This is a genomic window from Pandoraea sp. NPDC087047 (assembly GCF_044745225.1).
GTDB lineage: Bacteria > Pseudomonadota > Gammaproteobacteria > Burkholderiales > Burkholderiaceae > Pandoraea.
In genome coordinates this window covers 197,110-220,959 of the sequence record NZ_JBIUZU010000008.1, presented here as the reverse complement: position 1 = coordinate 220,959, position 23,850 = coordinate 197,110, and the positions used below count along the sequence as shown (strand labels likewise).

Annotated in this window: 18 protein-coding genes and 1 pseudogene; 12 read left to right on the top strand and 7 right to left on the bottom strand. The window is 64.5% G+C overall.

Annotation, left to right across the window (positions count from 1 at the left end):
• Nucleotides 1–1,011: a D-2-hydroxyacid dehydrogenase family protein gene (locus tag ACIPHM_RS17165; protein ID WP_400330483.1), complete on the bottom strand. Its 1,011-nt coding sequence runs from the start codon at nt 1,009–1,011 to the stop codon at nt 1–3.
• Between the two features lie 394 nt (nt 1,012–1,405).
• Here ACIPHM_RS17165 and ACIPHM_RS17160 point away from each other — a divergent pair, with 394 nt between their 5' ends.
• The 3 genes from ACIPHM_RS17160 (at nt 1,406) to ACIPHM_RS17150 (ending at nt 3,922) form a co-directional block, all read left to right on the top strand.
• The gene (locus ACIPHM_RS17160) at nt 1,406–3,292 is read left to right on the top strand and encodes a phosphoenolpyruvate carboxykinase (GTP) (RefSeq protein WP_400330480.1); all 1,887 of its coding nucleotides are present in this window, start codon (nt 1,406–1,408) and stop codon (nt 3,290–3,292) included.
• Nucleotides 3,293–3,526: 234 nt separating this feature from the next.
• The gene (locus ACIPHM_RS17155) at nt 3,527–3,733 is read left to right on the top strand and encodes a DNA-binding protein (RefSeq protein ID WP_400330478.1); all 207 of its coding nucleotides are present in this window, start codon (nt 3,527–3,529) and stop codon (nt 3,731–3,733) included.
• A 15-nt stretch (nt 3,734–3,748) separates the two neighbouring features.
• Entirely contained in the window at nt 3,749–3,922 is a 174-nt protein-coding gene (locus ACIPHM_RS17150) for a hypothetical protein (RefSeq protein ID WP_400330476.1), read from the top strand.
• A 34-nt stretch (nt 3,923–3,956) separates the two neighbouring features.
• Here ACIPHM_RS17150 and ACIPHM_RS17145 read toward each other — a convergent pair whose 3' ends face one another.
• Both ACIPHM_RS17145 and ACIPHM_RS17140 read right to left on the bottom strand, forming a co-directional pair.
• Entirely contained in the window at nt 3,957–4,589 is a 633-nt protein-coding gene (locus ACIPHM_RS17145; RefSeq protein ID WP_400330473.1) for a response regulator, read from the bottom strand.
• Nucleotides 4,586–5,974 carry a cache domain-containing protein gene (locus ACIPHM_RS17140; RefSeq protein WP_400330471.1) on the bottom strand — a complete coding sequence of 463 codons (1,389 nt, stop codon included), beginning with the start codon at nt 5,972–5,974 and terminating at the stop codon, nt 4,586–4,588. Before ACIPHM_RS17140 ends, ACIPHM_RS17145 begins: the two co-directional genes overlap by 4 nt.
• 408 nt (nt 5,975–6,382) lie before the next feature.
• Here ACIPHM_RS17140 and ACIPHM_RS17135 point away from each other — a divergent pair, with 408 nt between their 5' ends.
• Together ACIPHM_RS17135 and ACIPHM_RS17130 are read left to right on the top strand one after the other, a co-directional pair.
• Entirely contained in the window at nt 6,383–8,449 is a 2,067-nt protein-coding gene (locus tag ACIPHM_RS17135; protein ID WP_400330468.1) for a carbon starvation CstA family protein, read from the top strand.
• A gap of 36 nt (nt 8,450–8,485) precedes the next feature.
• Nucleotides 8,486–8,692 carry a YbdD/YjiX family protein gene (locus ACIPHM_RS17130; protein ID WP_400330466.1) on the top strand — a complete coding sequence of 69 codons (207 nt, stop codon included), beginning with the start codon at nt 8,486–8,488 and terminating at the stop codon, nt 8,690–8,692.
• 147 nt (nt 8,693–8,839) lie between these two features.
• Here ACIPHM_RS17130 and hemN read toward each other — a convergent pair whose 3' ends face one another.
• Complete coding sequence (gene hemN, locus ACIPHM_RS17125; protein WP_400330876.1) at nt 8,840–10,207, bottom strand: oxygen-independent coproporphyrinogen III oxidase; 1,368 nt, start codon at nt 10,205–10,207, stop codon at nt 8,840–8,842.
• A gap of 620 nt (nt 10,208–10,827) precedes the next feature.
• Between hemN and ACIPHM_RS17120 the strand changes: the two genes are divergently transcribed.
• The gene (locus ACIPHM_RS17120) at nt 10,828–11,796 is read left to right on the top strand and encodes a LysR family transcriptional regulator (RefSeq protein WP_400330464.1); all 969 of its coding nucleotides are present in this window, start codon (nt 10,828–10,830) and stop codon (nt 11,794–11,796) included.
• 131 nt (nt 11,797–11,927) lie between these two features.
• Here ACIPHM_RS17120 and ACIPHM_RS17115 read toward each other — a convergent pair whose 3' ends face one another.
• From ACIPHM_RS17115 to dprA, 3 genes are all read right to left on the bottom strand, one after another.
• The gene (locus ACIPHM_RS17115) at nt 11,928–14,660 is read right to left on the bottom strand and encodes a DNA topoisomerase III (protein WP_400330461.1); all 2,733 of its coding nucleotides are present in this window, start codon (nt 14,658–14,660) and stop codon (nt 11,928–11,930) included.
• Nucleotides 14,661–14,886: 226 nt separating this feature from the next.
• Nucleotides 14,887–15,300, bottom strand: a complete 414-nt coding sequence (locus ACIPHM_RS17110; RefSeq protein ID WP_400330458.1) for a thioredoxin family protein — start codon at nt 15,298–15,300, stop codon at nt 14,887–14,889.
• Between the two features lie 58 nt (nt 15,301–15,358).
• On the bottom strand, nt 15,359–16,855 hold the full coding sequence (dprA, locus tag ACIPHM_RS17105) for a DNA-processing protein DprA (protein WP_400330456.1): 1,497 nt from the start codon (nt 16,853–16,855) through the stop codon (nt 15,359–15,361).
• A 192-nt stretch (nt 16,856–17,047) separates the two neighbouring features.
• Between dprA and def the strand changes: the two genes are divergently transcribed.
• The 6 genes and pseudogenes from def to ACIPHM_RS17075 all read left to right on the top strand — a co-directional run.
• On the top strand, nt 17,048–17,551 hold the full coding sequence (gene def / locus ACIPHM_RS17100; protein ID WP_400330454.1) for a peptide deformylase: 504 nt from the start codon (nt 17,048–17,050) through the stop codon (nt 17,549–17,551).
• A gap of 144 nt (nt 17,552–17,695) precedes the next feature.
• Nucleotides 17,696–19,414, top strand: coding sequence for an ArnT family glycosyltransferase (locus ACIPHM_RS17095; protein ID WP_400330453.1), 1,719 nt, complete (start codon nt 17,696–17,698; stop codon nt 19,412–19,414).
• 40 nt (nt 19,415–19,454) lie between these two features.
• Nucleotides 19,455–20,432, top strand: coding sequence for a methionyl-tRNA formyltransferase (gene fmt, locus ACIPHM_RS17090; protein WP_400330451.1), 978 nt, complete (start codon nt 19,455–19,457; stop codon nt 20,430–20,432).
• A 225-nt stretch (nt 20,433–20,657) separates the two neighbouring features.
• Nucleotides 20,658–21,518, top strand: coding sequence for a zinc metalloprotease HtpX (gene htpX, locus ACIPHM_RS17085; protein WP_400330449.1), 861 nt, complete (start codon nt 20,658–20,660; stop codon nt 21,516–21,518).
• A 76-nt stretch (nt 21,519–21,594) separates the two neighbouring features.
• Complete coding sequence (gene rsmB, locus ACIPHM_RS17080) at nt 21,595–22,908, top strand: 16S rRNA (cytosine(967)-C(5))-methyltransferase RsmB (protein WP_400330446.1); 1,314 nt, start codon at nt 21,595–21,597, stop codon at nt 22,906–22,908.
• Nucleotides 22,905–23,501: pseudogene (locus ACIPHM_RS17075) on the top strand (DUF4390 domain-containing protein); the annotation flags it as partial. The gene rsmB and the pseudogene ACIPHM_RS17075, both read left to right, overlap by 4 nt.
• Nucleotides 23,502–23,850: the final 349 nt, after the last annotated feature.

Below are 23,850 nucleotides of genomic sequence, written 5' to 3'. Positions count from 1 at the left end.
TCAGCGCCCGAAACCGAGCAATGCCGCCGGGTTCAAGACGTGCGACCGGTCGCCGTTCACAAAATTGACGATGTTCTCGAAGGCCACGCGGAAGTACAGCTCGTAGCTTTCGCGCTCGACGTAGCCGATGTGCGGCGTGCAGACGCAATTCTCGAGGCGCAGCAGCGGGTTGCCTTGCAGAATCGGCTCGCTCTCGAACACGTCGATGGCGGCCATGCCGGGGCGTCCCCGGTTGAGCGCGGTGATCAGCGCGTTTTCGTCCACCAGCTCCGCGCGGCTCGTGTTCACGAACAACGCGGTCGGCTTCATCTGCAGCAGATCATCGAGTTTGACGAGATGTCGCGTTTCGTCGTTCAGGCGCAGGTGGAGCGACAGCACGTCGCTTTGCGTGAAGAGTTCTTCCTTGCTGTTCGCCACGCGCAGGCCATCGGCCGCGGCGGCTTCGCGCGATCCCTCGCGGCCCCACACCATCACTTCCATGCCGAACGCCTTGCCGAAACCGGCCACAAGACGGCCGATCTTGCCGTAGCCCCAGAGGCCGAGCGTCTGGCCGCGCAGCACCTGACCCAGACCGAAGTTCGGCGGCATGCTCGACGACTTGAGGCCCGATTGCTGCCAGGCGCCGTGCTTGAGGCTGGAGACGTATTGCGGAATGCGGCGCTGGGCGGCCATGATCAGCGCCCAGGTGAGTTCGGCCGGTGCGATGGGAGAGCCCACCCCTTCGAGCACGGCCACGCCGCGCGCGGTACAGGCATCGATATCGATGTGATTGCCCGCGCGTCCGGTCTGGCTGATGACCCGCAGACGCGGCAGTTTGTCGATGAGCTGGGCGGTGATGGCGGTGCGCTCGCGGATCAGAACGAGCACTTCGGCTTCGCCGACCCGGGCACTGAGTTGCACGACACCCTTGACGGTATTGTTGAAGACCTTGACGTCTTTACCGGCCAGCAAAGAGAAGCAGTCGAGCTTGCGAACGGCGTCCTGATAGTCGTCGAGAATGGCAATTTTCATGGCAAAACGTAATCGAATCCGCGCGGGACGGGGGCGTCCAGCGCAGACGGAATAATTGTCGGAGGCCGCCGCGTCGGGCGGTCGTACTGGTCGTTGACATGGCGGCGTCGGATGGGGAAAACCCCTCGCCGGCCTTGTTGCGACGCAGCACCGGCGCTATTTCTGCGGTGGTATGCTGACGCCTCGTTTTGCATAGTATGGCAGGTGTCCTGGCAACCATGGCGAAACCGCCGAAACACGATGGAAAAAATCGCCCATCCGGTGTCCCCGCCCGGAAGGTTTGCCCGGCAACTCAAGGTGCCCGCAATGCCCGCATAAAAGGACGACCGGTGCTCGCACCCGCCGGATAAGCGACGTCCGCTTCGATTTCCGACTTTGCATGGAGACAACCCCCATGACGCAAGCCAGTGTGAGCGCTAACGCGCTCAACGCCTCTTCCTCGTCCAATGTTGCAACTCGTGATCTGCCCGCCTGGGTGCGTCACCGCAAGCTGATCGACTGGGTGTCGCACATCGCGGCGATCACCCAGCCCGAGCGTGTCGTCTGGTGCGACGGCTCGCAAGGGGAGTACGACCGTCTGTGCGAGCAGATGGTGGCCGCCGGCACGATGAAGCGGCTCAATCCCGCCAAGCGCCCCAATTCGTTCCTCGCGCTGTCCGATCCGTCGGACGTCGCGCGTGTGGAAGACCGCACGTTCATCTGTAGCGAGACGCGCGAAGACGCTGGCCCGACCAACCATTGGATCGATCCGCGTGAAATGCGCACCACGCTCGACGGCCTGTTCACAGGCTGCATGCGCGGACGCACGATGTACGTCGTGCCGTTCTCAATGGGCCCGCTCGGCTCGCCGATCGCGCACATCGGTGTGGAGCTGTCCGACACGCCGTACGTGGCCGTGAACATGCGCATCATGACGCGCATGGGGCGCGCGGTGTACGACGTGCTCGGCACCGATGGCGAGTTCGTGCCCTGCGTGCACACGGTGGGCAAGCCGCTCGCAGCCGGCGAGCAGGACGTGGCATGGCCGTGCAACAGCACCAAGTACATCGTTCACTTCCCGGAAACGCGCGAAATCTGGAGCTATGGCTCGGGCTACGGCGGCAATGCGCTGCTGGGCAAGAAGTGCTTCGCGCTGCGCATCGCCTCGAAGATGGGCCGCGACGAAGGCTGGCTGGCCGAACACATGCTGATCCTCGGCGTGACGTCGCCGCAGGGCAAGAAGTATCACGTCGCCGCAGCGTTCCCGTCGGCTTGCGGCAAGACTAACTTCGCGATGCTGATTCCGCCCCAGGGCTTCGAGGGCTGGAAGGTCGAGACCATCGGCGACGACATCGCATGGATCAAGCCGGGCCGCGACGGCCGTCTGTACGCGATCAACCCGGAAGCCGGCTTCTTCGGCGTGGCACCGGGAACGAGCGAGAAGACGAATCCGAACGCTCTGGCGACGCTGGGCGAGAACGTGATCTTCACCAACGTCGCACTGACCGACGACGGTGACGTGTGGTGGGAAGGCCTGACCGACACGCCGCCCGCACATCTGATCGACTGGCAGGGCAAGGATTGGACGCCGGAGAGCGCGAAGGAAACCGGCCGCAAGGCGGCGCATCCGAACTCGCGTTTCACGGCGCCGGCTTCGCAGTGCCCGTCGATCGACGCCGACTGGGAAAACCCGGCCGGTGTGGCGATCGATGCGTTCATCTTCGGCGGCCGCCGCTCGACCACCGTGCCGCTGGTGACGGAGGCGCGCGACTGGACCGAAGGCGTGTACATGGCCGCGACGATGGGCTCGGAGACGACCGCCGCGGCGGCAGGCCAGCAGGGCGTGGTGCGTCGCGACCCGTTCGCGATGTTGCCGTTCTGCGGCTACAACATGGCCGATTACTTCCAGCACTGGCTCGACACCGGCGCCCATCTCGACAAGACGGGTGCGACGCTGCCGAAGATCTACTGTGTGAACTGGTTCCGCAAAGGCGCCGACGGCAAGTTCGTGTGGCCGGGCTTCGGCGAGAACATGCGCGTGCTCGCATGGATGCTCGGCCGTATCGATGGCACCGCGCAGGGCGTGGAGAATGCATTCGGCATCACGCCGCGCTATGAAGATCTGAACTGGAACGGCCTGTCGTTCACCCCGGCGCAGTTCCACGACGTGACCTCGATGGACGCGACGGCATGGCATGAAGAACTGAAACTCCACGCGGAACTGTTCGACACGCTCAAGCATCATCTGCCGCAAGCGTTGCTCGATACCAAGGCCGACATCGAGCGTCGTCTGAAGTCTTGATTTGTCTGATGCAGGAATGATGGCGCGCTGATCGCGCGCCATCGAAGTGCGCAACACGATCCCGCCGAGGGGTAACGTCGGCGGGATTTTTTATTGTCTTGTGAACGTTCCGAAAGGCTCGTCAGGCAGCGCTTCGGTCGGTTTTCGAAAGTCTCCCGGTGCTAGCATTTCCTTCATTGTTCGAATGTTTGATTCGGACGACGATTTTTGTTTTCACGCAGAAGGAGATGCGTCATGCATATGATGTTGATTGAGGGAATCGATGAGCCATTGATGCGCTCGATTGAGTCGAGGGCTGCTCAGGGTGGAAGAACGCCGGAGGAGGAAGTGCTGCAAATTCTGGACAGGGTGGCGCGAGTACCCAGGTTTCGGTCCTTGGGCGAAGCGCAGCGAGCTATGCCGAACGTCGGCCTCGATAGCGACTTCGAACGCATCAACTGAGTTGGTTGAATCCTCATGTATTCACTCGACACGAACGTCATCAGCGAGAGCCGGAAGGGCGGCGGTGGCGATGAAGGCGTTCAGCGCTTCATGAGAATGACCGATCGGCTGAAAGCACAACGCCTTTTTATCTGTGATTACGATGGGCGAGCTGCAGCGTGGAGTGAGAGCGCTCCGGTACAGAAATGATGTTCGACAGGCGTCGCTTATCGAGTCGTGGGACTTACAGCCGATTCTCCACCGCAAACTTGATCAGTTCTGCTTGCCCTTCGATGCCGAGCTTACGTTTGATGTTGAGCCGGTGCGTTTCCACTGTCCGGACCGACAAATCCATCTCCGTCGCAATCTGCTTGTTCGCCAGTCCGTGCGCGATGCGTGTGAGGATTTCGCGCTCGCGCGGTGTGAGCGAGTCGATCGGGGCGTGCGATGTCGAGGCCTGCACCACGCGCGCGGCGATGGCGGCGCTGTAGTAGGCGTCGCCTCGCGCTACGCGTTCGATGGCCGTGACGATCTCATGCGCGGGAGCGTCCTTGAGCACATAGCCACGCGCACCGGCGCGCACCGCCTGGCGTACATATTCCGCGTTGTCGTGCATCGACAGAATCAGCACGGCGATGTGCGGAAACTGCTCGCGAAACTGCGCCGTCAGCTCGATGCCGTTCGTGCCGCGCATGCTGATGTCCATCAGCGCGAGATCCGGCGACGAGGTTTTCGCCCGCGTGAGCGCTTCCTCCGCATTGCCGGCCTCGCCGACGACCTGCAAGTTGGGAGAGGCGTCGAATCGCGCACGCAGTCCGTCGCGCACGAGTGGGTGGTCGTCGATCAACAGGAGTCGGATGGGATGAGCTTGCATCATTTGCGAGAGGTTGCGCGAAGTGCCGCTTTTACGGCGGCAGGCGTGAGCGGAACCCACGCGCTGATAGTGGTGAGGCCGGGCCACGATTGAATGTCGAGTGCGCCGCCAACCGCATCGAGACGTTCGCGCATATTGCGCAAACCGATGCCGTGGCTGGGGTCGTGATGCACATCGGTCACGTCGAAACCGCGTCCGTCGTCGGCAATCGACAGGTGAATGCCGTCGGGTTTGAAGATGAGCAGAATCGACACGCGCGACGCCTGCGCATGGCGCTCGATGTTGGTCAGCGCTTCCTGCGCGATACGGTAGAGCATCGTCTTGACATTGTCGTCGAGCGCGGTGGCTTCGCCTTCGACGTTCATCTCGACGGGTAGCCCGGCGTGCGAGCCGAATTCCCGGGCGAGCTGGTCGATCGCGGCGGCCAGACCCAGATCGTCGAGCATTGCGGGGCGCAGCGCCTGCGAAATGCGCCGTACTTCGCCGAGGGTGCCGTTCAGCCGCTCGATGGCGACGCTAAGCGTTGTGCTGGCGGCTGCGGGTGAGCCCGGCAGGCGCATCGACGCGGATTCGAGCAGCAGCTTGACCGAGACGAGAAGCTGGCTGATGCCGTCATGCAATTCGCGCGAAATACGGGAGCGTTCGAGTTCCTGCGACTCCACGACCTGACGCGCGAGCTGGCGCAGCTTCGCGTCGGCAGTTTTGAGTTCGGTGATATTCACGACCAGTCCGCACAAGCCGACGATGGCCAGACACGTCGAGGCAATGAGCGTGACCCAGATCAGGGTGCTGTCGATGTTCGCCTGGGCACGATCGTCCGACTCGCGCAGCGTGGCTTCGACATCGTCGAGATAAATCCCGGTGCCGATCATCCAGTTCCAGCGGGGCAGCGAGATAACGTAGCTGAGCTTGGGCGTCATCATCTTCTGACGCGATGGCTTCTCCCACGCGTACTGGACGTAGCCGCCTCCGGCGCGGGCGGCGGCGATCAGACGTTGAATCGTGGGCGCGCCCGATTCGTCCGTGAGTGTCCAGAGGTTATGACCGACCAGTTCGGGCTGACGCGGATGCATCAGGCTGCGGCCCTCAAGGTCGTAGACGAAGAAATAGCCGTCCTTGCCGAACTCCATGCGGGCCAGCGTGGCGAGGGCGGCCTGGCGTGCAGCGGGGGTATCGGGGCCGTCGTACAGCGGCTCGATGGCATTACGCGCGAGGCCCACGTAATGCAGCAGCTCGGCCCGCTTGTTGGCCAGCGATGTGGTTTGCACGGCCTCGTGCTGTGCGCGCGAAAGCTCGTTACCTTGGTGTCGCACGGCAAGCGCGATGGCAACCATCGCCAACGCAACCGGCAGCAGCGACAGGACGAAAAATTTCTGTCGGAGATTCATGGCATTCGGAAAGCTTGCAATGCCGCGTTTCGCTGGTTTCAGAGGCTGGCGTTACGTAATAGCACGTAGCGAACCTGCGTAGTTTCGCGCTTGTGGCGCGGCGGGCAAACGCCAATACTACACGCCGAATCGTGGCTGAGGCCGCCGAGTGTAACGCGCAAATACTGCGCGTGTGTTGCGCGTGTGTCGTGCAGATGTGCGCCAAGTTCGCATGTCCGCACACAGTTTCCGTGCGTAACGTCATCGGCCCTCGCTGTCCTGACACCCCCGAAAGAGGGGCCGGCGCAGCGGGTTACGGGAGCGCCACGATTCACGACGTCGACCCGACGTCACCCCAAGAGGCGGGAGGGGGCTGCAACGGCGCCGTCCCGGGTTGCTGCCTTAAGCAGGCAGTTCGGAGGAGAGACAATGAATCGCATCTGGCAACAACTGCCCTGGGCAGCGGTGGCCGTCGTCGGCGCGTGCGCGCTCGGCACGGTGGCACTATCGCGCGGCGAAACCATCAGCGCACTCTGGATCGTGATCGCAGCCATCTGCGTGTATCTGATCGCGTATCGTTTCTACAGCAAGTTCATCGCCACGCGTGTGGCGCAACTCGACGCCACCCGCATGACGCCGGCATGGCGTCACAACGACGGTCTGGACTATGTGCCGACCAACCGCTACGTGCTGTTCGGTCACCATTTCGCCGCCATTGCCGGCGCGGGCCCGCTCGTCGGGCCGGTGCTCGCCGCGCAGATGGGGTATCTGCCGGGCATGCTGTGGATTCTCGCGGGTGTGGTGTTTGCCGGCGCCGTGCAGGACTTCATGGTGCTGTTCATCTCGACGCGTCGCGACGGTCGCTCGCTCGGCGATCTGGTGAAGGCCGAGCTTGGCATGATTCCCGGTGTGATCGCCCTGTTCGGTGCGTTCCTCATCATGATCATCATTCTCGCCGTGCTGGCGCTGATCGTCGTCAAGGCACTGGCCGGTTCGCCCTGGGGCACCTTCACCGTCGGGCTGACGATTCCGATTGCGCTCTTCATGGGCGTCTACACCCGTTTCATTCGTCCGGGCCGCATCGGCGAAGTGTCGATCATCGGCTTCGTGATGCTCATGGCCGCGATCTACTTCGGTCAGAGCGTGCACGACAGCGCAGCCCTCGCGCCGCTGTTCACGTTCGACGGCAAGCAACTCACGTGGATGCTGATCGGCTACGGCTTCGTTGCCTCGGTCTTGCCGGTGTGGCTGTTGCTCGCGCCGCGCGACTACCTGTCGACGTTCCTGAAGATCGGCACGATTCTGGCACTCGCCATCGGCATTCTGGTCGTCGCGCCCGAGTTGAAGATGCCAGCGCTCACGCAGTTCGTCGACGGCAGTGGTCCGGTCTGGTCGGGCAAGCTGTTCCCGTTCCTGTTCATCACGATTGCGTGCGGTGCGGTGTCTGGCTTCCATGCGCTGATCTCGTCGGGCACTACGCCCAAGCTGCTCGATAACGAAATCAACGCGCGCTTCATCGGCTACGGCGGCATGTTGATGGAATCGTTCGTCGCCATCATGGCGCTGGTTGCCGCCTCGGTGATCGATCCGGGCGTGTACTTCGCGATGAACAGCCCGGCAGCCGTGATCGGATCGACGCCGGAAGCCGTGGCGCAAGTTGTCTCGGGCTGGGGCTTCTCCATCACGCCGGACGTGCTCACCGCCACCGCGCAAGCCGTCGGCGAGAACACGATCATCTCGCGCGCGGGCGGTGCCCCCACGCTTGCTGTCGGCATGGCGCATATCCTGCATCAGGTGGTAGGCGGCGAAGCGATGATGGCCTTCTGGTATCACTTCGCGATTCTCTTCGAAGCGCTGTTCATTCTGACGGCAGTCGATGCAGGCACGCGTGCCGGGCGCTTCATGCTGCAGGATCTGCTGGGCACGTTCGTGCCGTCGCTCAAGCGCACGGAATCGCTGCCCGCGAACCTGATCGCCACGGCGCTGTGCGTGGCGGCGTGGGGCTACTTCCTGTATCAGGGCGTGGTCGATCCGCTGGGCGGCATCAACACGCTGTGGCCGTTGTTCGGTATCTCCAACCAGATGCTGGCCGCGATTGCGCTGATTCTGGCGACCTGTGTGCTCTTCAAGCTCAAGCGCGAGCGCTTCGCCTGGGTGACGATCCTGCCGACGCTGTGGTTGCTCGCCTGCACGCTCACCGCCGGATGGCAGAAGATGTTCGACCCGGACCCGAAGATCGGCTTCCTCGCCCACGCCGCGAAGTATCAGGCCGCGATTGCCGATGGCAAGCTGCTTGCCCCGGCCAAGTCGATGGCACAGATGCAGCAGGTCGTATTCAACGACTATGTCGACGCCACGCTCGCCGGTCTGTTCATGTTCGTGGTGGTGGCCGTCGCGGCATTCGGTCTGCGCACCATCCTGATTGCCCGGCGCGCGAATCGGCCGACGGCCAAGGAAACGCCGTTCGAACCGATGCCCGCGGGCGGCCGGGTGTGAGGGCCGGGAAGTCCGAGAGACGGTAGAGGAGACACCATGCTCGATGAAGCCGGTACAGTGGGCAAAGTCGGTCGGTATCTGGGGCAGGCCATGCGTTTGATGGTCGGCCTGCCCGATTACGACACGTATGTGGCGCACATGCAGGCCACGCATCCGGATCAGCCGGTCATGAGCTACGAGGCGTTCTTCCGCGAACGGCAGGAAGCGCGTTACGGCGGCAAGCTCGGCGGACGGTGCTGTTGATGGACATTCCCCGGCGACATCGATAATCCTTCGATGGCGTTGGGAATGAGAAACGCCCGGTGGAGATCCCACCGGGCGTTTTGTTTTCCGGGCGACGCAATACGTGATACGCGATGTGCGATGCGCGCCAGGCGAGTCGTCTCTCGCTCAGATGATTTTCGCGCAATGCGCGTTGGCGGCGCTGCCGCGATAACCGTCGAAGACCTGTGCCACCACACGCACCAGCAAACGCCCGGCGGGCAGAATGCGCAGCCCGCGGGCGTCGATTGCTACGAGGCCGTCGGCGGCGAGATCGGCCAATTCGCCGAGCTCGCTGGCGAAGTAGGCAACGAAATCGATGTCGTGCGCTTGCTCGATGGTGCTGAAATCCAGCGCCATGTGGCACATCAGACGGGAGATGACGTCGCGCCGGATATGGTCGTCTGCCTCCAGTCGCACGCCGCGCGCGATGGCGAGGCCGCCTGCATCGATGGCTTCGTAATACGTCTTCAGGGTCTTGGCGTTCTGCGCGTAGCAGTCGCCCACGCGTCCGATCGCCGACATGCCAACGCCGATGAGATCGCAATCGGCCCGCGTACTGTAGCCCTGAAAATTGCGATGCAGCGTGCCCGCGGCCTGTGCGAGCGCGAGTTCGTCGCCGGGACGCGCGAAGTGATCCATCCCGATATAGACGTAACCGGCCGCGCTCAGCCGGGCGACGATCATTTGCAGCAGCGCGAGCTTTTGCGGGCCGTCCGGCAAGGCGTCGGGCAGGCAGCGCTGCATCTTGAACTGCCCGGGCAAATGCGCGTAGCTGAAGACCGACAGCCGCTCCGGGGCCATCTCGATCACGGCGTCGAGGGTGTCCGAGAACGACGCCATGGTCTGGTGCGGAAGACCGTAGATCAGATCGAAATTGACCGACTTGAAGCCGCAGCGTCGTGCGGCGTCGAGGGTGGCTTCGACCAGCGCGCGCGGCTGCACGCGATGAATGGCCGCCTGAACGCGGGGATCGAAGTCCTGCACGCCGATGGACAGCCGGTTGAAGCCGAGCGCACGCAGGGCGCGAATCGACGCCGGCCCGGCGCTGCGCGGATCGATCTCGATGGAGTATTCCGCGCTCGCGTCGTGCGTCATGACGAACTGACGGCGAATCGCGTCGATGAGCGACGCGATCTGTTCCAGTGACAGGAACGTTGGCGTGCCGCCGCCCCAATGCATTTGCGCGAGGGCGCGGCCTGCGCCGAGCAACGACGCTTGTCGTGTGATCTCGGCGTGCAGGCGCACCACGTAGGCGTCGGCATGGGTGCGATTGTTCGTGACGATCTTGGTGCACGCACAATAGAAGCACACGGTGTCGCAGAACGGAACGTGCAGATAGAGCGAGACGGGCTTGCCGGTGCGCCTGGACTGCGAGGCGGCGCGGGCATAGTCGCTGGCGCCGAAATCGTCGCGAAATTGCAGTGCAGTGGGGTACGACGTGTAGCGCGGGCCGCTCACGTCGTATCGGCCGAGCAGGCGAGCGTCGAAGGGAATCGGATCGGCGGGGGCAGCGGGGGACGTCTGGGGAGCGCAGGCGCGGGTAGCGAGGGTTTTGCAGCTTGAGCGGGCTTCACCGTCTGCCGCGGTGCGAGACGCGCAGCCGGGGCACGGGGTGTCAGCGTGCGGGTCGTCAGGGGCGTTTGCACAAGGCGTCGACAATATGGGAAGCGGGTTCATTAGCAAGCGTTGTAACAGGATGTGATATCCCGACTGTAGCTTCGCGGTGAACGAGACGCCGTGACCTGCGTCAAACACCCGGTCGACGGCATGCAAGCTGCGGGCAAAAGGTGCGAAGCGCGAGGGCATTGCGCGAAATGCACCGTCGCCAGCGCATTCGTGCGCCACAGTGCGCATGCCTCACCGCTGCCGTGCGTCGAAATCATTGCCGCGTCAGGCAATTTTTTGACGCCTACGGTAAGCTACGTCCTTATTGCTGCTCTATTGAAGTCCCCCGCCGTGTCGACAGCCCTGGCGGCACGCGCGAGGCTCGCCCCGGAACGGTCCGGGGCGGCGGTCCGACCGGTGCCCGCGGGTATCCGCAGTGCCGGTAGATTGCCGGTCCGCCCATACTCGTTTTTGCCGGAACGACGCGGTACATCACGATTGGAAACAACATGGACCGTCTGCAATCGATGCGCGTTTTCGTCAAAGTGGCCGATAACGGGAGTTTTGCCCGTAGCGCCGCCCAGATGGATCTGTCTGCCGCTGTGGTCACGCGGCACGTCGCAGAACTCGAATCGCACCTCGGCGTTCGCCTGCTCAACCGCACCACCCGTAGCCTCTCGCTCACCGGCGCGGGGCAGGTGTATCTCGAACGCTGCCGGCAGATCATCGACGACGTCGACGAAGCCGATGCCCTCATCTCCAGCGCCTCGCGCGATCCCAAAGGCACCTTGAAGGTCGTCGCACCGGTCTCGTTCGGTTTGCGCAACCTCGCGCCGCTCGTCAAAAAGTATCAGGAGATGCATCCGAAGGTCGTGGTCGATCTCACGCTGACCGACCGCGCCATCGACCTGGTGGAAGAAGGCTACGACTGCGGCATTCTGCTCACGCGCATGATCAACAGCGAAAGCCTGATTTCGCGTGTGCTTGCCGAGACGCGCGTGATGCTGTGCGCGTCGCCCGCCTACATCGCGGAGCACGGTGAGCCGGTCACGCCGCAGGAGCTAGGCGAGCACGGCGTGCTGGGCCTACCCAACGATTTCTGGAGCGACGATCGCGTGTTCTCCGGCCCGGACGGCGAAGTGCGCGTGCGCGTGCAGAACAAGTTCATCTGCAACAACACGGCGCTGCTGCGTCAGTCGGTGCTGCTGGGGCACGGCATTGCGTTCCTGCCGTCGTATCTGGTGGGTAACGATGTGCGCGACGGCGATCTCGTCGCGCTGCTGCGCAACTTCACGCAGACGCCGGTCGACGTCTCGCTCGTCTACCCGAGCCGCAAGTATCTGTCGGCGAAAACGCGCGGCTTCATCGATCTGACGGTCGAGTATTTCCGTCAGAACGAGGGCATTTCGGCCGCAGAACGCTGGGTGCCGCCCAAGCTGCCGTCGCCGACCACGCCGAATGCGGAAATTTCCCTGTGACGGTGTGAGCGCGTGATAGCGTGAGCGTTGCAGATGGTAGATGGCAAAACGGCCACTCCGTGAGGAAGTGGCCGTTTTTCATTGCCCCGGTGTCATGGGGCACGAGGCGATGACGCGTGAGCGTCGCGTACTTAGAACGGTGCGTCGTCCTCGTCGAAAGACGCATCGTCCGACTTGCCCGAAGCCTCCGAAGCCGCTGACTTCGTCGCCGGTTTGGCCTTCGCGGTCGTCTTCCCGGCAGCCGCCTTCCTGGCGGGGGCCTTGGCCGCTGAGGTCTTTGCGGCGGTTTTCGCCGCCGTCTTGCGTGCCGGGGCGGCCTTCTCTTCGCCGGTGTCCCCTTCGCTTGCCTCGGCGCCAGCCTTCGCTGCCGTCTTCTTCGGGGCCTTCGCCTCGAATTCGAAGCCGATCTTGCCGTCCTTCTGCTTGGCCAGATAAGCCTTGAAGGTGCGGCCGGTGCGCGACGACTTGAAGTTCGTCAGCAAATCCGTCTTGCCCTCGGTGAGCAGTTTGTGAATCTGCTCGCGGGTGATTTCCTGCTGGAGAATCACCTTGCCGGACGTGAAGTCGCAGGTCTTCGGATTGGCCACGGCGTTTTCGCAGACATAACGCATGCCGTGCTCGAACACGCGCCCGTTGCACTTCGGGCAGTGACCGACCGGTTCCTGACCGGTGAAGTCCGGGGCTTCGCCGTCTTCGTCGCCGTTGTCCTGGCCGAAGTCGAACTCGAGCTTGTAGCCCATTTCGTCATCGGGCGAGAGCTTGATGATGGCCGAGAACGGACGCCCCATCTTGCTGCGGAACCCCGAGAGCGGTCCGATCGTCTTGTTCTTGAGCAGTTCTTCGACCTCGGGGATTTCGAACTGACGTCCGCCCGGAATCTTCGAGATCGAGAAGTTGCAGTTCGTACACGCGAAACGGCGGTAATTCTCCTTGACCACGCCGCCGCAATGCGGACACGGCGTGCTGAGCGTCGCATAGTCGCCGGGGATGGTGTCGGAGTCGTATTCCTTCGCACGCTTGACGATGGTCTGCGTCATTTGGGCGATTTCGTGCATGAACTCGTCACGCTTGAGGCCGCCGCGCTCGATTTGCGAGAGCTTGGCTTCCCATTCGCCAGTGAGTTCGGGCAGCGTGAGTTCGTCCACACCGAGGCCGCGCAGGAGCGTCATCAACTGGAAGGCCTTGGCCGTCGGATGCAGCTCGCGGCCTTCGCGCACGAGGTACTTTTCCGTCAGCAAGCCTTCGATGATGGCCGCGCGCGTGGCCGGCGTGCCAAGACCCTTGCCGGCCATGGCCTCACGCAGTTCGCCGTCTTCGACGAGCTTGCCCGCGCCTTCCATGGCGGAAAGCAGCGTGGCTTCGCTGTAGCGCGCCGGGGGCTTGGTTTGCAGACCCACCGCAGCCACCTTGTCTACGCCGACCTTCTCATCCTTGGCGACCGGCACGAGGTTCGGCTGCTCTTCCTTGGTGTCTTTGCCCTCCTTGCCGTCGTCCGCACCTTCCTTGCCGTAGATGGCAAGCCAGCCGGCCTGAACGAGCACCTTGCCTTCGGTCTTGAAGTGATGGCCGACCACTTCCGTGATGCGGGTCGTCACCTGATACTCGGCGGCCGGGAAGAACACGGCCAGAAAGCGTTTGACCACGAGGTCGTACAGCTTCTGCTCCGGCTCGGAGAGGTTCTTCGGCGCCTGCAGCGTCGGGATGATGGCAAAGTGGTCGCTGATCTTGCTGTTGTCGAAGATCCGCTTGTTCGGCTTGACCCAGCCCTTGTTCAGAACCTGGTTGGCGAACTGGTGATAATTGTTGCTCTCCTTGAGCACCGTCATCGTTTCTTTGACGGTGTCGAGATAGTCTTCCGGCAGGGCGCGTGCGTCGGTACGCGGGTACGTCAGCACCTTGTGCTTTTCGTACAGCGCCTGCGCCAGACCCAGCGTGTTCTTGGCGGAGAAGCCGAAGCGGCTGTTGGCTTCGCGCTGCAGGCTCGTCAGGTCGAACAGCAGCGGCGAGAGCTGGCTCGACGGCTTCGACTCTTCCGTGACCGTGCCGTGCTTGCCGCGCACTGCGGCTACGACCGATTCGGCCGCCGCCACGCTCCACAGCCGCGAGTCGCGCTGCTCCGGATCGAATTCGTTGCGCTTGAAGTTCGGATCGAACCAGCGGCCTTCATAGAAGCCGGCTGCCGCGACGAACTCCGCTTTGACTTCCCAGTAATCGCGCGAGACGAACTTGCGAATCTTCTCTTCACGCTCGACCACGATCGACAGCGTCGGCGTTTGCACGCGACCGACCGTCGTCAGGAAGAAGCCGCCGCCCTTGCTGTTGAAGGCGGTCATGGCACGTGTGCCGTTGATGCCCACGAGCCAGTCGGCTTCGGCGCGGCTGCGTGCGGCGTCGGCCAGCGGCAGCATGTCGTCGTCGGTGCGCAGACGATGGAAGCCGTCGCGGATCGACTGCGGTGTCATCGACTGAAGCCACAGACGCTTGACCGGCTGCTTCGCTTTCGCGTGCTGGGCAATCAGGCGGAAAATCAGTTCCCCTTCGCGCCCCGCGTCACACGCGTTGATCAGGACGTCGACGTCCTTGCGTTTGATGAGGCGGGTGAGCACCTTCAGGCGCGACTCGCTCTTGGCGATCGGCTTGAGGTCGAAGTGCGGGGGAATCACGGGAAGGTTGGCGAAGCTCCACTTGCCGCGTTTGACTTCATAGTCTTCCGGCGCGCCGATTTCGACGAGGTGGCCAACCGCCGACGAGACGACGTAGTCGTCGTTCTCGAAGTACTCGTCATGCTTGGTAAAGCCGCCCAGCGCCCGCGCGATGTCATTCGCGACAGACGGTTTCTCGGCAATGATCAGAGCTTTTGACATGACGTTAGGTAGTGTTGAGGGGGTGTCGCCAAGCGACATTCGTTGGCTTTATAACATATAGCCAATCCGGCGTTGCCGTCGGATCGGGCACAAGGCGTGCCTGAAAGCGGCACATCATAAGCGCGTCGCAAGCCGGCGGCAAGGGCGGGCCTAACGGGGCAGCGCTCGCGCCGCAGTCCGGTCTCTCGCGGTGTGCGTGCCTCCCGTCGCCCCGTTCCGGCAGGCACTATCGGGAGGTTTCGGTCGCGGATCGGGCGTCGAGCAGATGCTCGCGAAGCGCGGGGGCGACAACGGTCGCGTTGCCCAGCACGCTGGCGTCGAGCATACGCTCCAGAATGCCGATGGCCGGGAGCACGGGGCCGAAGAAGCGCGCCTGTCCGGCCGACTGGGGGGCGTCCTGCACCAGCAGGGTCGGAAAATTCTCGATGTCGTGATCGTCGAGCCAATCGGCATGCGTCTCGATGTCCACCCAGACGAAACAGAGCTCAGGATGCTTCGCCGCCAACTGCTCGAACGTCTGCGCGTACTCGCGGCACGTGCCGCACCACGCCGCGCACAAACAAGCCACGAGACGCGTATGGCCATCGGCCAGCGCAGCGGCAAGCGCGGAACGGTCGGCGACGGGATCGAAAACGGGCATGGTGTCGGTAGTGTCGGTATTCGAGTGTTTGGGGGAGACGCTCGGGTGCGCGCTGCGGCTAGCGCTCGTTGCGGGTTGTCAGCCGGGCAAACCGGCCGCCCGGCAGGCGCGTGATCCGGCCATCGAGTTCGAGCACGCCAAGCTGCGCCAGTACGGCGGTGATGCCCAGGCCGGTGCGCTCGCAGAGGGTGTCCGCGTTGACGGGATCATACCCCAGCGCTTGCAGGATCGCTGCCGTGCCCGGCGGCGGTTCGGGCGCCGGGCTCGTCAGGGAGGGAGGGGTTGCCATGGTGGCATGGACAGGCGGCTGGCCGCAGACGTTCCCGTCATCGCGGCCTTGAGAGGCTTGAGCGCCGCGCACACTCGACGCGAAATCGGCGGGCCTTGGCCGGGGGAGGGGGCGGCGCTGTTTGCTGCCGCTGCCGCTGTCGCCACCACTGCCACCGTCCCCACCGCCCCCACCGTCACGGTCTTCGCTGGCCCGGCCGATGTTCGTCGCTGCCACGGGGCGTGCGAGGCCCATCGCTTCGAGCACATCATCGGGCGACATAGCGAGCGTCGCGCCGTCCCGGATGAGGACGTGGCAGCCCCGGCTCTGCGGCGCGTGGATCGAGCCGGGCACGGCGAGCACGTCGCGGCCCAGTTCGCCGGCCAGACGCGCCGTGATGAGCGAGCCGGATTGCGTCGTGGCCTCGATGACCACAGTGCACCGCGCGAGCGCGGCAATCAGCCGGTTGCGGCGCGGGAAGTGGTCGGGCCGGGGCGGGGTGCCCAGAGGAAACGCGGACAACAGCAGGCCGCGCTGCGCGACCCGTTCGGCCAGGGCGCGATGGCGCGACGGGTAGACGATGTCCGCGCCGGTGCCGATGATCGCGCACGTGCTGCCGGCCGTCTCAAGTGCGCCTTCATGCGCGGCCGCATCGATGCCGGCGGCAAGTCCCGACACGATCGTGATGCCTGCGTCGCCCAGCGCCCGGGCGAAATGGCGCGCGTTCTCGCGTCCCTGCGGCGTGGCGCGTCGGCTGCCGACGAGGGCCGCCGCCATGTCGCCGGGATTGCCCTCACATCCCGCGTTGCCCGTACGGCTCGCCAGACGGATGTCTCCCCGGCAATACAGGATCGGCGGCGCATCGCCGAGCGCGAGCAAGGCGCGCGGATACGCCGGTTCGGACAGGGTGACGACCGTGCATCCCGGCCGCTCTGCCCAGGCGACGGTGCGGGCGATCTGCGTTTCCAGCTCGACGGACATACGGGCCAGCAGCCGCGCGACGATGTTCGCCGGCACGACATCCGTCAGCGCGGCGCGCGACGCGCCGAAGATCTCGCCGGGCAGGCCGAAGGCCGCCAACAGACGTCGCACCGCCGCCGGCGGTATGCCCGGCGTGTGGCACAGCCGCAGCCAGTCCTTGATTTCTGCGCGGTCGGCACCGATCTGTTCATCGAAAGGCGTTGATCCGGCGTGCGTCGGGCTGGTGTCGAGCGTTGCATCGGGAGTGCCCGCGGAGCCGATGGGACGGGCGTCACGGGTGCCCGAAACCGCATTGGCCGCCAGCACCGGTGGGAGCGCTATGCTAAAATTTTTCATCATCCGGTAAGCATTGACCGGGGGGCCAGAGCAGGCTGTGCGTGCATTTCGCGTCATCCGCGCCCTCGAGCGCAGCGAAAACCTTGCATCGCGCATCAGCCATCGCACGATTGTGCGTTCGCGGCCACCCACGAGGCAATGCGGCGAATTCCCGTTTTCATCATGGCACTACTGACAATTCTCCAATATCCCGATCCGCGTCTGCACAAGGTGGCCAAACCGGTCGCCGAGGTCGACGATCGGATCCGTCAACTCGTCAAGGACATGGCCGAGACCATGTACGACGCCCCCGGCATCGGCCTCGCCGCCACGCAGGTCGACGTCCACGAGCAAGTCATCGTGATGGACCTCTCGGAAACGCGCGACGAACTGCGTGTGTTCATCAATCCGAAGATCGTTTGGCGCAGCGACGAACAGAAGGTCTACGAAGAAGGCTGCCTCTCGGTGCCCGGTATCTACGACGAAGTCGAGCGTGCCGAGCGCGTGCGCGTGCAGGCGCTCAACGAGAAGGGCGAGAAGTTCGAAGTGGACGCCGACGACCTGCTCGCCGTGTGCATCCAGCACGAGATGGATCACCTCAAGGGACGCGTGTTCGTCGAGTACCTGTCGCCGCTCAAGCGCAATCGCATCAAGGCAAAGATGAAAAAGCAGGCCGAACGCGCCTGACCCCGCGGCGACGCCCCGGCGTGGGCGCGCCTCGCAAAGTCCTCTATACTTGCAGCGCTCGCGGGCCCATGCGCCCGTCTTCCGCTGCTGCGACGGGGCGTTTCGAACGTCTGCCGTCGGGCCAACTCCCGACTGTCTGCCGAGATGTCCATCGCCCTCCCTTCGTCGTCTTCCCGCACCCGCACGATTTTCTGGCTGAGCGCCGCACTCCTGTTCGCCTTCCTGCTCGCGGGCCTGTTCGACCGTGACCCCTGGAAAGCCGACGAGCCGTATTCCGTCGGCATGGTGCTGAACTTCTTCCGGGGGCACGACCTGATCGTGCCGCGCGTGGCGGCCGATCCGTTCGTCGAGAAGCCGCCCGTCATGTATTGGACGGGGGCGATCTTCGCGCGACTGGCGTCCGGCGTGCTGCCGGTTTTCGACGGTGCGCAACTTGCGGTGCTGGCATGGCTCGTGATCGCGGTGATCTGCGTGGGGCGTCTGGCGCAGCGTCTCTATGGATCGGACACTTTTCACTGGCTCGCGCCCATGCTCATGGTGGGCAGCTTCGGCGCCATTGAGAACATTCACAAACTGACGGCCGACGTGCCGCAACTGGCCGGCGCCGCGCTCGCGCTGGCGGCGCTGGCGCGTCTGGCGAAAGCCGAAAACCCGGCGCGGCGATGGGGACTGCTTTTCGGCACGGGCGCGGGCATCGCGTTCCTCAGCAAAGGGCTGCTCGTGCCCGGCGTGCTCGGGCTGACGGCGTTGGCCGTGCTGGCGGTGCCGGCCTATCGCACGCGCCGCTACGCCGCCGCCCTCGGGTGGGCGGTGCTCGCCGCGCTGCCGTGGCTGATCGTCTGGCCGGCGCTGTTCTGGCATGCGTCCGAGCCGCTCTTTATCGAGTGGTTCTGGGATAACAACTTCGGCCGGTTCTTCGGCTTCGTGCATCTCGGGGGCGCCCGCAAGTCGTACTGGAACGACCTGACGAGCCTGATCGGGCTGACTTTCCCCGCCGGCTGGCTTGCGCTCGGTGCGCTGATTCCGCAATGGCGACGCAGCGGCGGCGTGCGAGGCTTCCTCACCGAGCGGCCGGAACTGGCCATGCTGTGGCTGTACGTCGTGCTGTTCGTGTTGACGCTGGTGGTCTCGTCGGCCATCCGCGATATCTATATGTTGTCGCTGTTCCCGGCCATCGCGGTGCTGGGCGCGGGGGTGCGCCTGCCGTTGTGGCTCGAGAAGACATGGTCGGGCGTGGCGCTCGTGCTCATGAGCGTGCTGGGGCTGTTCCTGTGGGTGCGCTGGGGGCTGCAACTGACCGGGAACGGGCACGTGGCGGCAGGCCCCATCGGCAAGTGGCTGCCGCTCGATTACGTACTGCCGTTCTCGCCGGGACTGGTGCTGGGCGCTGTCGTCATCGCTGCATTGTGGGTGACGGCCATCGCACATCGCCGTCAACTCGGCGCGCTCGTGTTCGGATTCGCCGGGCTGATGTTCGTGTGGGGAACGCTCTCGACGCTGCTGCTGCCGTGGATCAACGAAGCGCGCAGTTATCGCACGCCGTTCGCTGCATTGCGCGACGCGCTCGCACAAGTTCCGTCGACGGGGGCGCCCGTAGCGAGCGCTTGCATCGGGTCGTTCAACGTGGGCGAGTCGGAGCGGGCCATGCTCGACTATTTCATCGACGTGCGTCCGGTGCAGCTTGCGAGTCTCGCGGACGCGTCGCGCTGCAGCATGCTGCTGGTGCTCGACAAGGCCGACGCGCGCATTCCCGCGCCGGACGGGTGGCGCGAAATCTGGCAGGGCGGCCGTGCCGGGGACACGAACGAGCGTTTCCGCGCCTTCATCGCACCCGCCGCGCCCGCTGCGCCCACCGTCAAGTAAGTCAAAGCAAGCCAAAGCATCTTGCAGGAGGAAGTTCGTCATGACGCTTCGCATCGTTTTCGCCGGTACGCCGGAATTCGCACAAACCGCGCTCGCCGCCATCGATGCCGCCGGCTTTCCCGTTGAGTTAGTGCTCACTCAGCCAGATCGTCCTGCCGGGCGCGGCATGAAATTGCAGGCCAGTCCGGTCAAACGCTACGCCCAGGCGCACGGCATGCCGGTGGCGCAGCCGCCGTCGTTGCGTCGCAACGGCAAGTATCCGGAAGAGGCCGCGGCGGCCATCGAGCAATTGCGCGCCCTGGCTCCGGACGTCATGGTGGTGGCCGCCTACGGCCTGATCTTGCCGCAGGAAGTGCTCGATCTGCCCCGTTACGGATGCCTGAACATTCACGGCTCGCTGCTGCCTCGCTGGCGCGGCGCCGCGCCGATTCATCGCGCCATCGAGTCGGGCGATACGCAGACCGGCATCACCATCATGCGGATGGACGCGGGTCTCGACACCGGCGCGATGGTGCTGCGCGAAGCCGAGCCCATCGGCCCGGACGACACGACGGCCACGCTGCACGATCGCATGGCGGCGCTGGGCGGCAAGCTGATCGTCGACGCGCTGCGTCAGTTGGCGCGCGACGGGCATCTGCCGTCCGAAACGCAGCCCGAAGCGGGCGTGACCTACGCCGAAAAGATCGCCAAGCAGGAAGCCGCGCTCGATTGGGGCAAGCCTGCGGAGGTGCTCGCACGTCAGGTCCGGGCGTTCGATCCGTTCCCCGGCGCGCTGGGCACGGTGCACGACACGCCCGTGAAGCTGTGGCGCGCGAGCGTCGTGGCGGGCAAGCCGGGCGCCGCTCCCGGCACCGTGCTGGAAGTGAGCGCCGACGCCATCGTCATCGCCTGCGCAGAAGGGGCGCTGCGCGTGACCGAATGCCAGAAGCCAGGCGGCAAGCGCCTGCCGGTGCGCGAGTTTCTCGCCGGATTCGCGCTGACGCCGGGCGATGTGTTCGCGGCCGTTCAGCCGCAATGACGGCGAATATCTCTCCCGCGGTATTCGGCGTTCTGAGCCTCAAAACGGCCTCAAAAACGCATAAAACGTCGCTGAAGTTGCTCGAAACCCCGGCCAACGTCTGAAAAATGTCTAAGCTGGAGCCGCAGCGGTTGAATTTTCGACCCGCAGCGCCATCTAACGCCCGAGGACACGCAAAGTGCGTGATTTCCCAATGGCATCGAGAATTTGCAGAGGAGAAACACCATGTTCAATTGGATGAAGACCACCCTGCTGATGGCGGCCATCACCGCGTTGTTCATGGTGGTTGGCGGCATGATCGGCGGCAAGCAGGGCATGATGCTCGCGCTGGCGTTCGCACTGGCGATGAATTTCTTTTCGTACTGGTTCTCGGACAAGATGGTGCTGCGCATGTATAACGCGCAGCAAGTCGACGAGACGAGCGCCCCCCAGTTCTACAACATGGTGCGCGAGCTGTCGCAGCGTGCGGGCCTGCCGATGCCGAAGGTCTACCTGATCAACGAAGACGCCCCGAACGCATTCGCCACCGGGCGCAATCCGGAAAACGCTGCCGTGGCGGCGACGACCGGCATTCTGCGCGTGCTCTCCGAGCGTGAACTGCGCGGCGTGATGGCGCACGAACTGGCCCATGTGAAGCATCGCGACATTCTCATCTCGACGATCTCCGCCACGATGGCCGGTGCGATCTCCGCGCTCGCCAACTTCGCCATGTTTTTCGGCGGACGCGACCAGAACGGCCGTCCGGCCAATCCGATCGCCAGCATTGCCGTGGCGATTCTCGCGCCGTTGGCGGCGTCGCTGATTCAAATGGCGATCTCGCGTGCCCGCGAATTCGAGGCGGACCGTGGCGGCGCGGAAATCTCCGGCGATCCGCAGGCGCTCGCCGCGGCGCTCGACAAGATTCATCGCTACGCCCAGGGCATTCCGTTCGAGACAGCCGAGCAACATCCGGCCACGGCGCAGATGATGATCATGAATCCGCTGTCCGGCGGACGCCTCGCCAACCTGTTCTCGACGCACCCGGCAACCGAAGAGCGCATTGCCCGCCTGATGGAGATGGCGCGCACCGGGCAATATCCCGTCTGATATCCTGTCGCCCGACAGCCGTCCGATAGCCTCCTATGCCCGCCGTCGCGCGGGCATGTTTGTTTGTACAAAGCCCATGCCGCAACCGAGTCTGCCCACCGAATCCCTGGCCTATGCGCTGCAGCGCGCCGCGCAGGCCGTCGAGTCCGTTCAGACGGGCACCGCGTTGCCGCAGGCGCTGGCGCAAGCCACCGCCCAGTGCGCACCGACCGTTCGCGCCGCCGCGCAGGATCTCGCCTACCGCGCCGTGCGCCGTCTGGGTAGCAGCCGTGCGTTGCTCGCGCTGCTCGTCAAGTCGGCGCTGCAAGCCCGTGTGCGCGACATCCTGTTGTGCGCCTTCGCGTTGCTGCAAGACGATGCCGAAGACGCCGCCTACACCGAATTCACCGTCGTCGATCAAGCCGTCGAGGCGATTGCCGCGCAGCGTCGCACCGTTGCTGCGAAGGGGCTGGCCAATGCTGTGCTGCGCCGCTTCCTGCGCGAGCGTAACGAACTGATGGCGCAGATCGCCAAGCAGCCCGAAGCCCGCTGGAACTACCCGGCGTGGTGGATCAGTACCGTACGCGACGCCTATCCCGACCAGTGGGAGACGTTGCTGAGCGCGGGCGATATGCGCGGCCCGATGACGCTGCGTGTGAACACCCGCCGCATCAGCCTGGCGGCGATGCGCGAGAATCTGTCGCGAGCCGGCATGGAATCCGAGGTCGTCGGCCCGGTGGCCCTGCGACTGGCGCAGGCCGTGCCGGTGGAGCGTCTGCCCGGCTTTGCCGAGGGTTGGGTCTCGGTGCAGGACGCCGGCGCACAACTGGCCGCGCCGCTGGTGCTCGGCGAGAATCCGCGTGCGGGCATGCGCGTGCTCGACGCCTGTGCGGCGCCCGGCGGCAAGACCGGTCATCTGCTGGAAATGGCGGACGTGCAAGTCACGGCACTCGAATCGGATCGCACCCGCGTGCCGCGCATCTATGAAAACCTCGAACGCCTCGGACTGAGCGCCGACGTGCGCATTGGCGACGCGGGGCAGCCGTCGAAATGGTCCGGCGGGGGTTGGGACGGCGTGCCGTTCGACCGGATTCTGGCGGACGTGCCGTGCTCGGCCGCGGGGATCGTGCGGCGTCATCCGGACATTCGCTGGCTGCGCCGCGAGGCCGATATTGCCGCGCTGGTGCAGGAGCAGCAGCGCATTCTGCTCGCGCTCTGGGACACCCTGGCCGTGGGCGGCGAGTTGATCTACGCGACGTGCTCCGTCTTCCCGTCGGAAAACGAACAGCAAGCGCAATGGTTTGAACGTGTTTGCACAGATGCGGTACGATTGGACGCTCCCGGGCAATTGCTGATGACCCCTGGCGGCGCCCATGACGGCTTCTACTACGCTCGCTTCCAGAAACGGTGACTTTCTCCCAACGGCTACTGGCCTGCCTGCTGCCGCTGCTGCTGTGCGTTTTTGCGCTCGGCTACGCGGCACCCGCACGCGCCGAAAACGAAATTCAGGTGCGCGAAGCCCGGCTCGAACCGCTCGATGGCGGCTGGTCGCTCGACGCGCGCTTTGCCTTCGAGCTCAACAGCAGCCTTGAAGACGCTGTCAATCGCGGCATCTCCCTCTACTTCACAACCGACTTCGAACTCACGCGCTCGCGCTGGTACTGGTTCGACGAGAAGGTCGTGAACACCTCGCAGAGCGTGCGGCTGTGGTTCCAGCCGCTCACGCGTCAGTACCGTGTTTCCAGCAACAACGGCAACAGCAACAGCGGCGGCCTGCAACTCGGTTTCAGTTCGCTGCGCGAAGCGCTCGCGCTCGTGCGCAATGTCAGTGGCTGGCGTGTGATCGAGAAGGGTGTGGCCAAGCCGGGCACGCAGTATCAGGCGTCGGTGCGCATGCGGCTCGACAACGCCCTCATGCCCAAGCCGTTCCAGATCGATGCCGTAAACAACCGCGACTGGAATCTCAGCTCGGACTGGGCGCGCTTTCTGTTCTCGCCTGCACAAACGCCTGCGGCGGCGAGCCTTTCCGCGCCCGCCGCACCGACGGTGGCGGCCGCGTCTTCCGGGGCGTCGATCTCGTCGGCCGTTTCGGCATCGCAGGCGCCGCCGGCATCATCCACGACATCGATGCCATCGGCATCCGTGACCCTGGCGCCCCTGAGCACGCCCGCGAGCATCGGGTTGACGGGACTCGCGGTGGCGGCACCGGCGGCGCTCGGCGCATCGAATACTGCGTCACGTCTGACAGGTAAGTTGCCGCTCGCTTTCAACGCGGCGCTGCCGCCCGGAGCTGCCCGTGTCAAATAATGGCGGCGGCCTGCTCAAGCACATCGTCATTCGTACGCTGATCGTC

Coding starts and splice junctions, on each gene's coding strand:
- ACIPHM_RS17165 (WP_400330483.1), bottom strand. CDS start 1,011: ATGAAAATTGCCATTCTCGACGACTATCAGGACGCCGTTCGCAAGCTC.
- ACIPHM_RS17160 (WP_400330480.1), top strand. CDS start 1,406: ATGACGCAAGCCAGTGTGAGCGCTAACGCGCTCAACGCCTCTTCCTCG.
- ACIPHM_RS17155 (WP_400330478.1), top strand. CDS start 3,527: ATGCATATGATGTTGATTGAGGGAATCGATGAGCCATTGATGCGCTCG.
- ACIPHM_RS17150 (WP_400330476.1), top strand. CDS start 3,749: ATGTATTCACTCGACACGAACGTCATCAGCGAGAGCCGGAAGGGCGGC.
- ACIPHM_RS17145 (WP_400330473.1), bottom strand. CDS start 4,589: ATGATGCAAGCTCATCCCATCCGACTCCTGTTGATCGACGACCACCCA.
- ACIPHM_RS17140 (WP_400330471.1), bottom strand. CDS start 5,974: ATGAATCTCCGACAGAAATTTTTCGTCCTGTCGCTGCTGCCGGTTGCG.
- ACIPHM_RS17135 (WP_400330468.1), top strand. CDS start 6,383: ATGAATCGCATCTGGCAACAACTGCCCTGGGCAGCGGTGGCCGTCGTC.
- ACIPHM_RS17130 (WP_400330466.1), top strand. CDS start 8,486: ATGCTCGATGAAGCCGGTACAGTGGGCAAAGTCGGTCGGTATCTGGGG.
- ACIPHM_RS17120 (WP_400330464.1), top strand. CDS start 10,828: ATGGACCGTCTGCAATCGATGCGCGTTTTCGTCAAAGTGGCCGATAAC.
- ACIPHM_RS17115 (WP_400330461.1), bottom strand. CDS start 14,660: ATGTCAAAAGCTCTGATCATTGCCGAGAAACCGTCTGTCGCGAATGAC.
- ACIPHM_RS17110 (WP_400330458.1), bottom strand. CDS start 15,300: ATGCCCGTTTTCGATCCCGTCGCCGACCGTTCCGCGCTTGCCGCTGCG.
- def (WP_400330454.1), top strand. CDS start 17,048: ATGGCACTACTGACAATTCTCCAATATCCCGATCCGCGTCTGCACAAG.
- ACIPHM_RS17095 (WP_400330453.1), top strand. CDS start 17,696: ATGTCCATCGCCCTCCCTTCGTCGTCTTCCCGCACCCGCACGATTTTC.
- fmt (WP_400330451.1), top strand. CDS start 19,455: ATGACGCTTCGCATCGTTTTCGCCGGTACGCCGGAATTCGCACAAACC.
- htpX (WP_400330449.1), top strand. CDS start 20,658: ATGTTCAATTGGATGAAGACCACCCTGCTGATGGCGGCCATCACCGCG.
- rsmB (WP_400330446.1), top strand. CDS start 21,595: ATGCCGCAACCGAGTCTGCCCACCGAATCCCTGGCCTATGCGCTGCAG.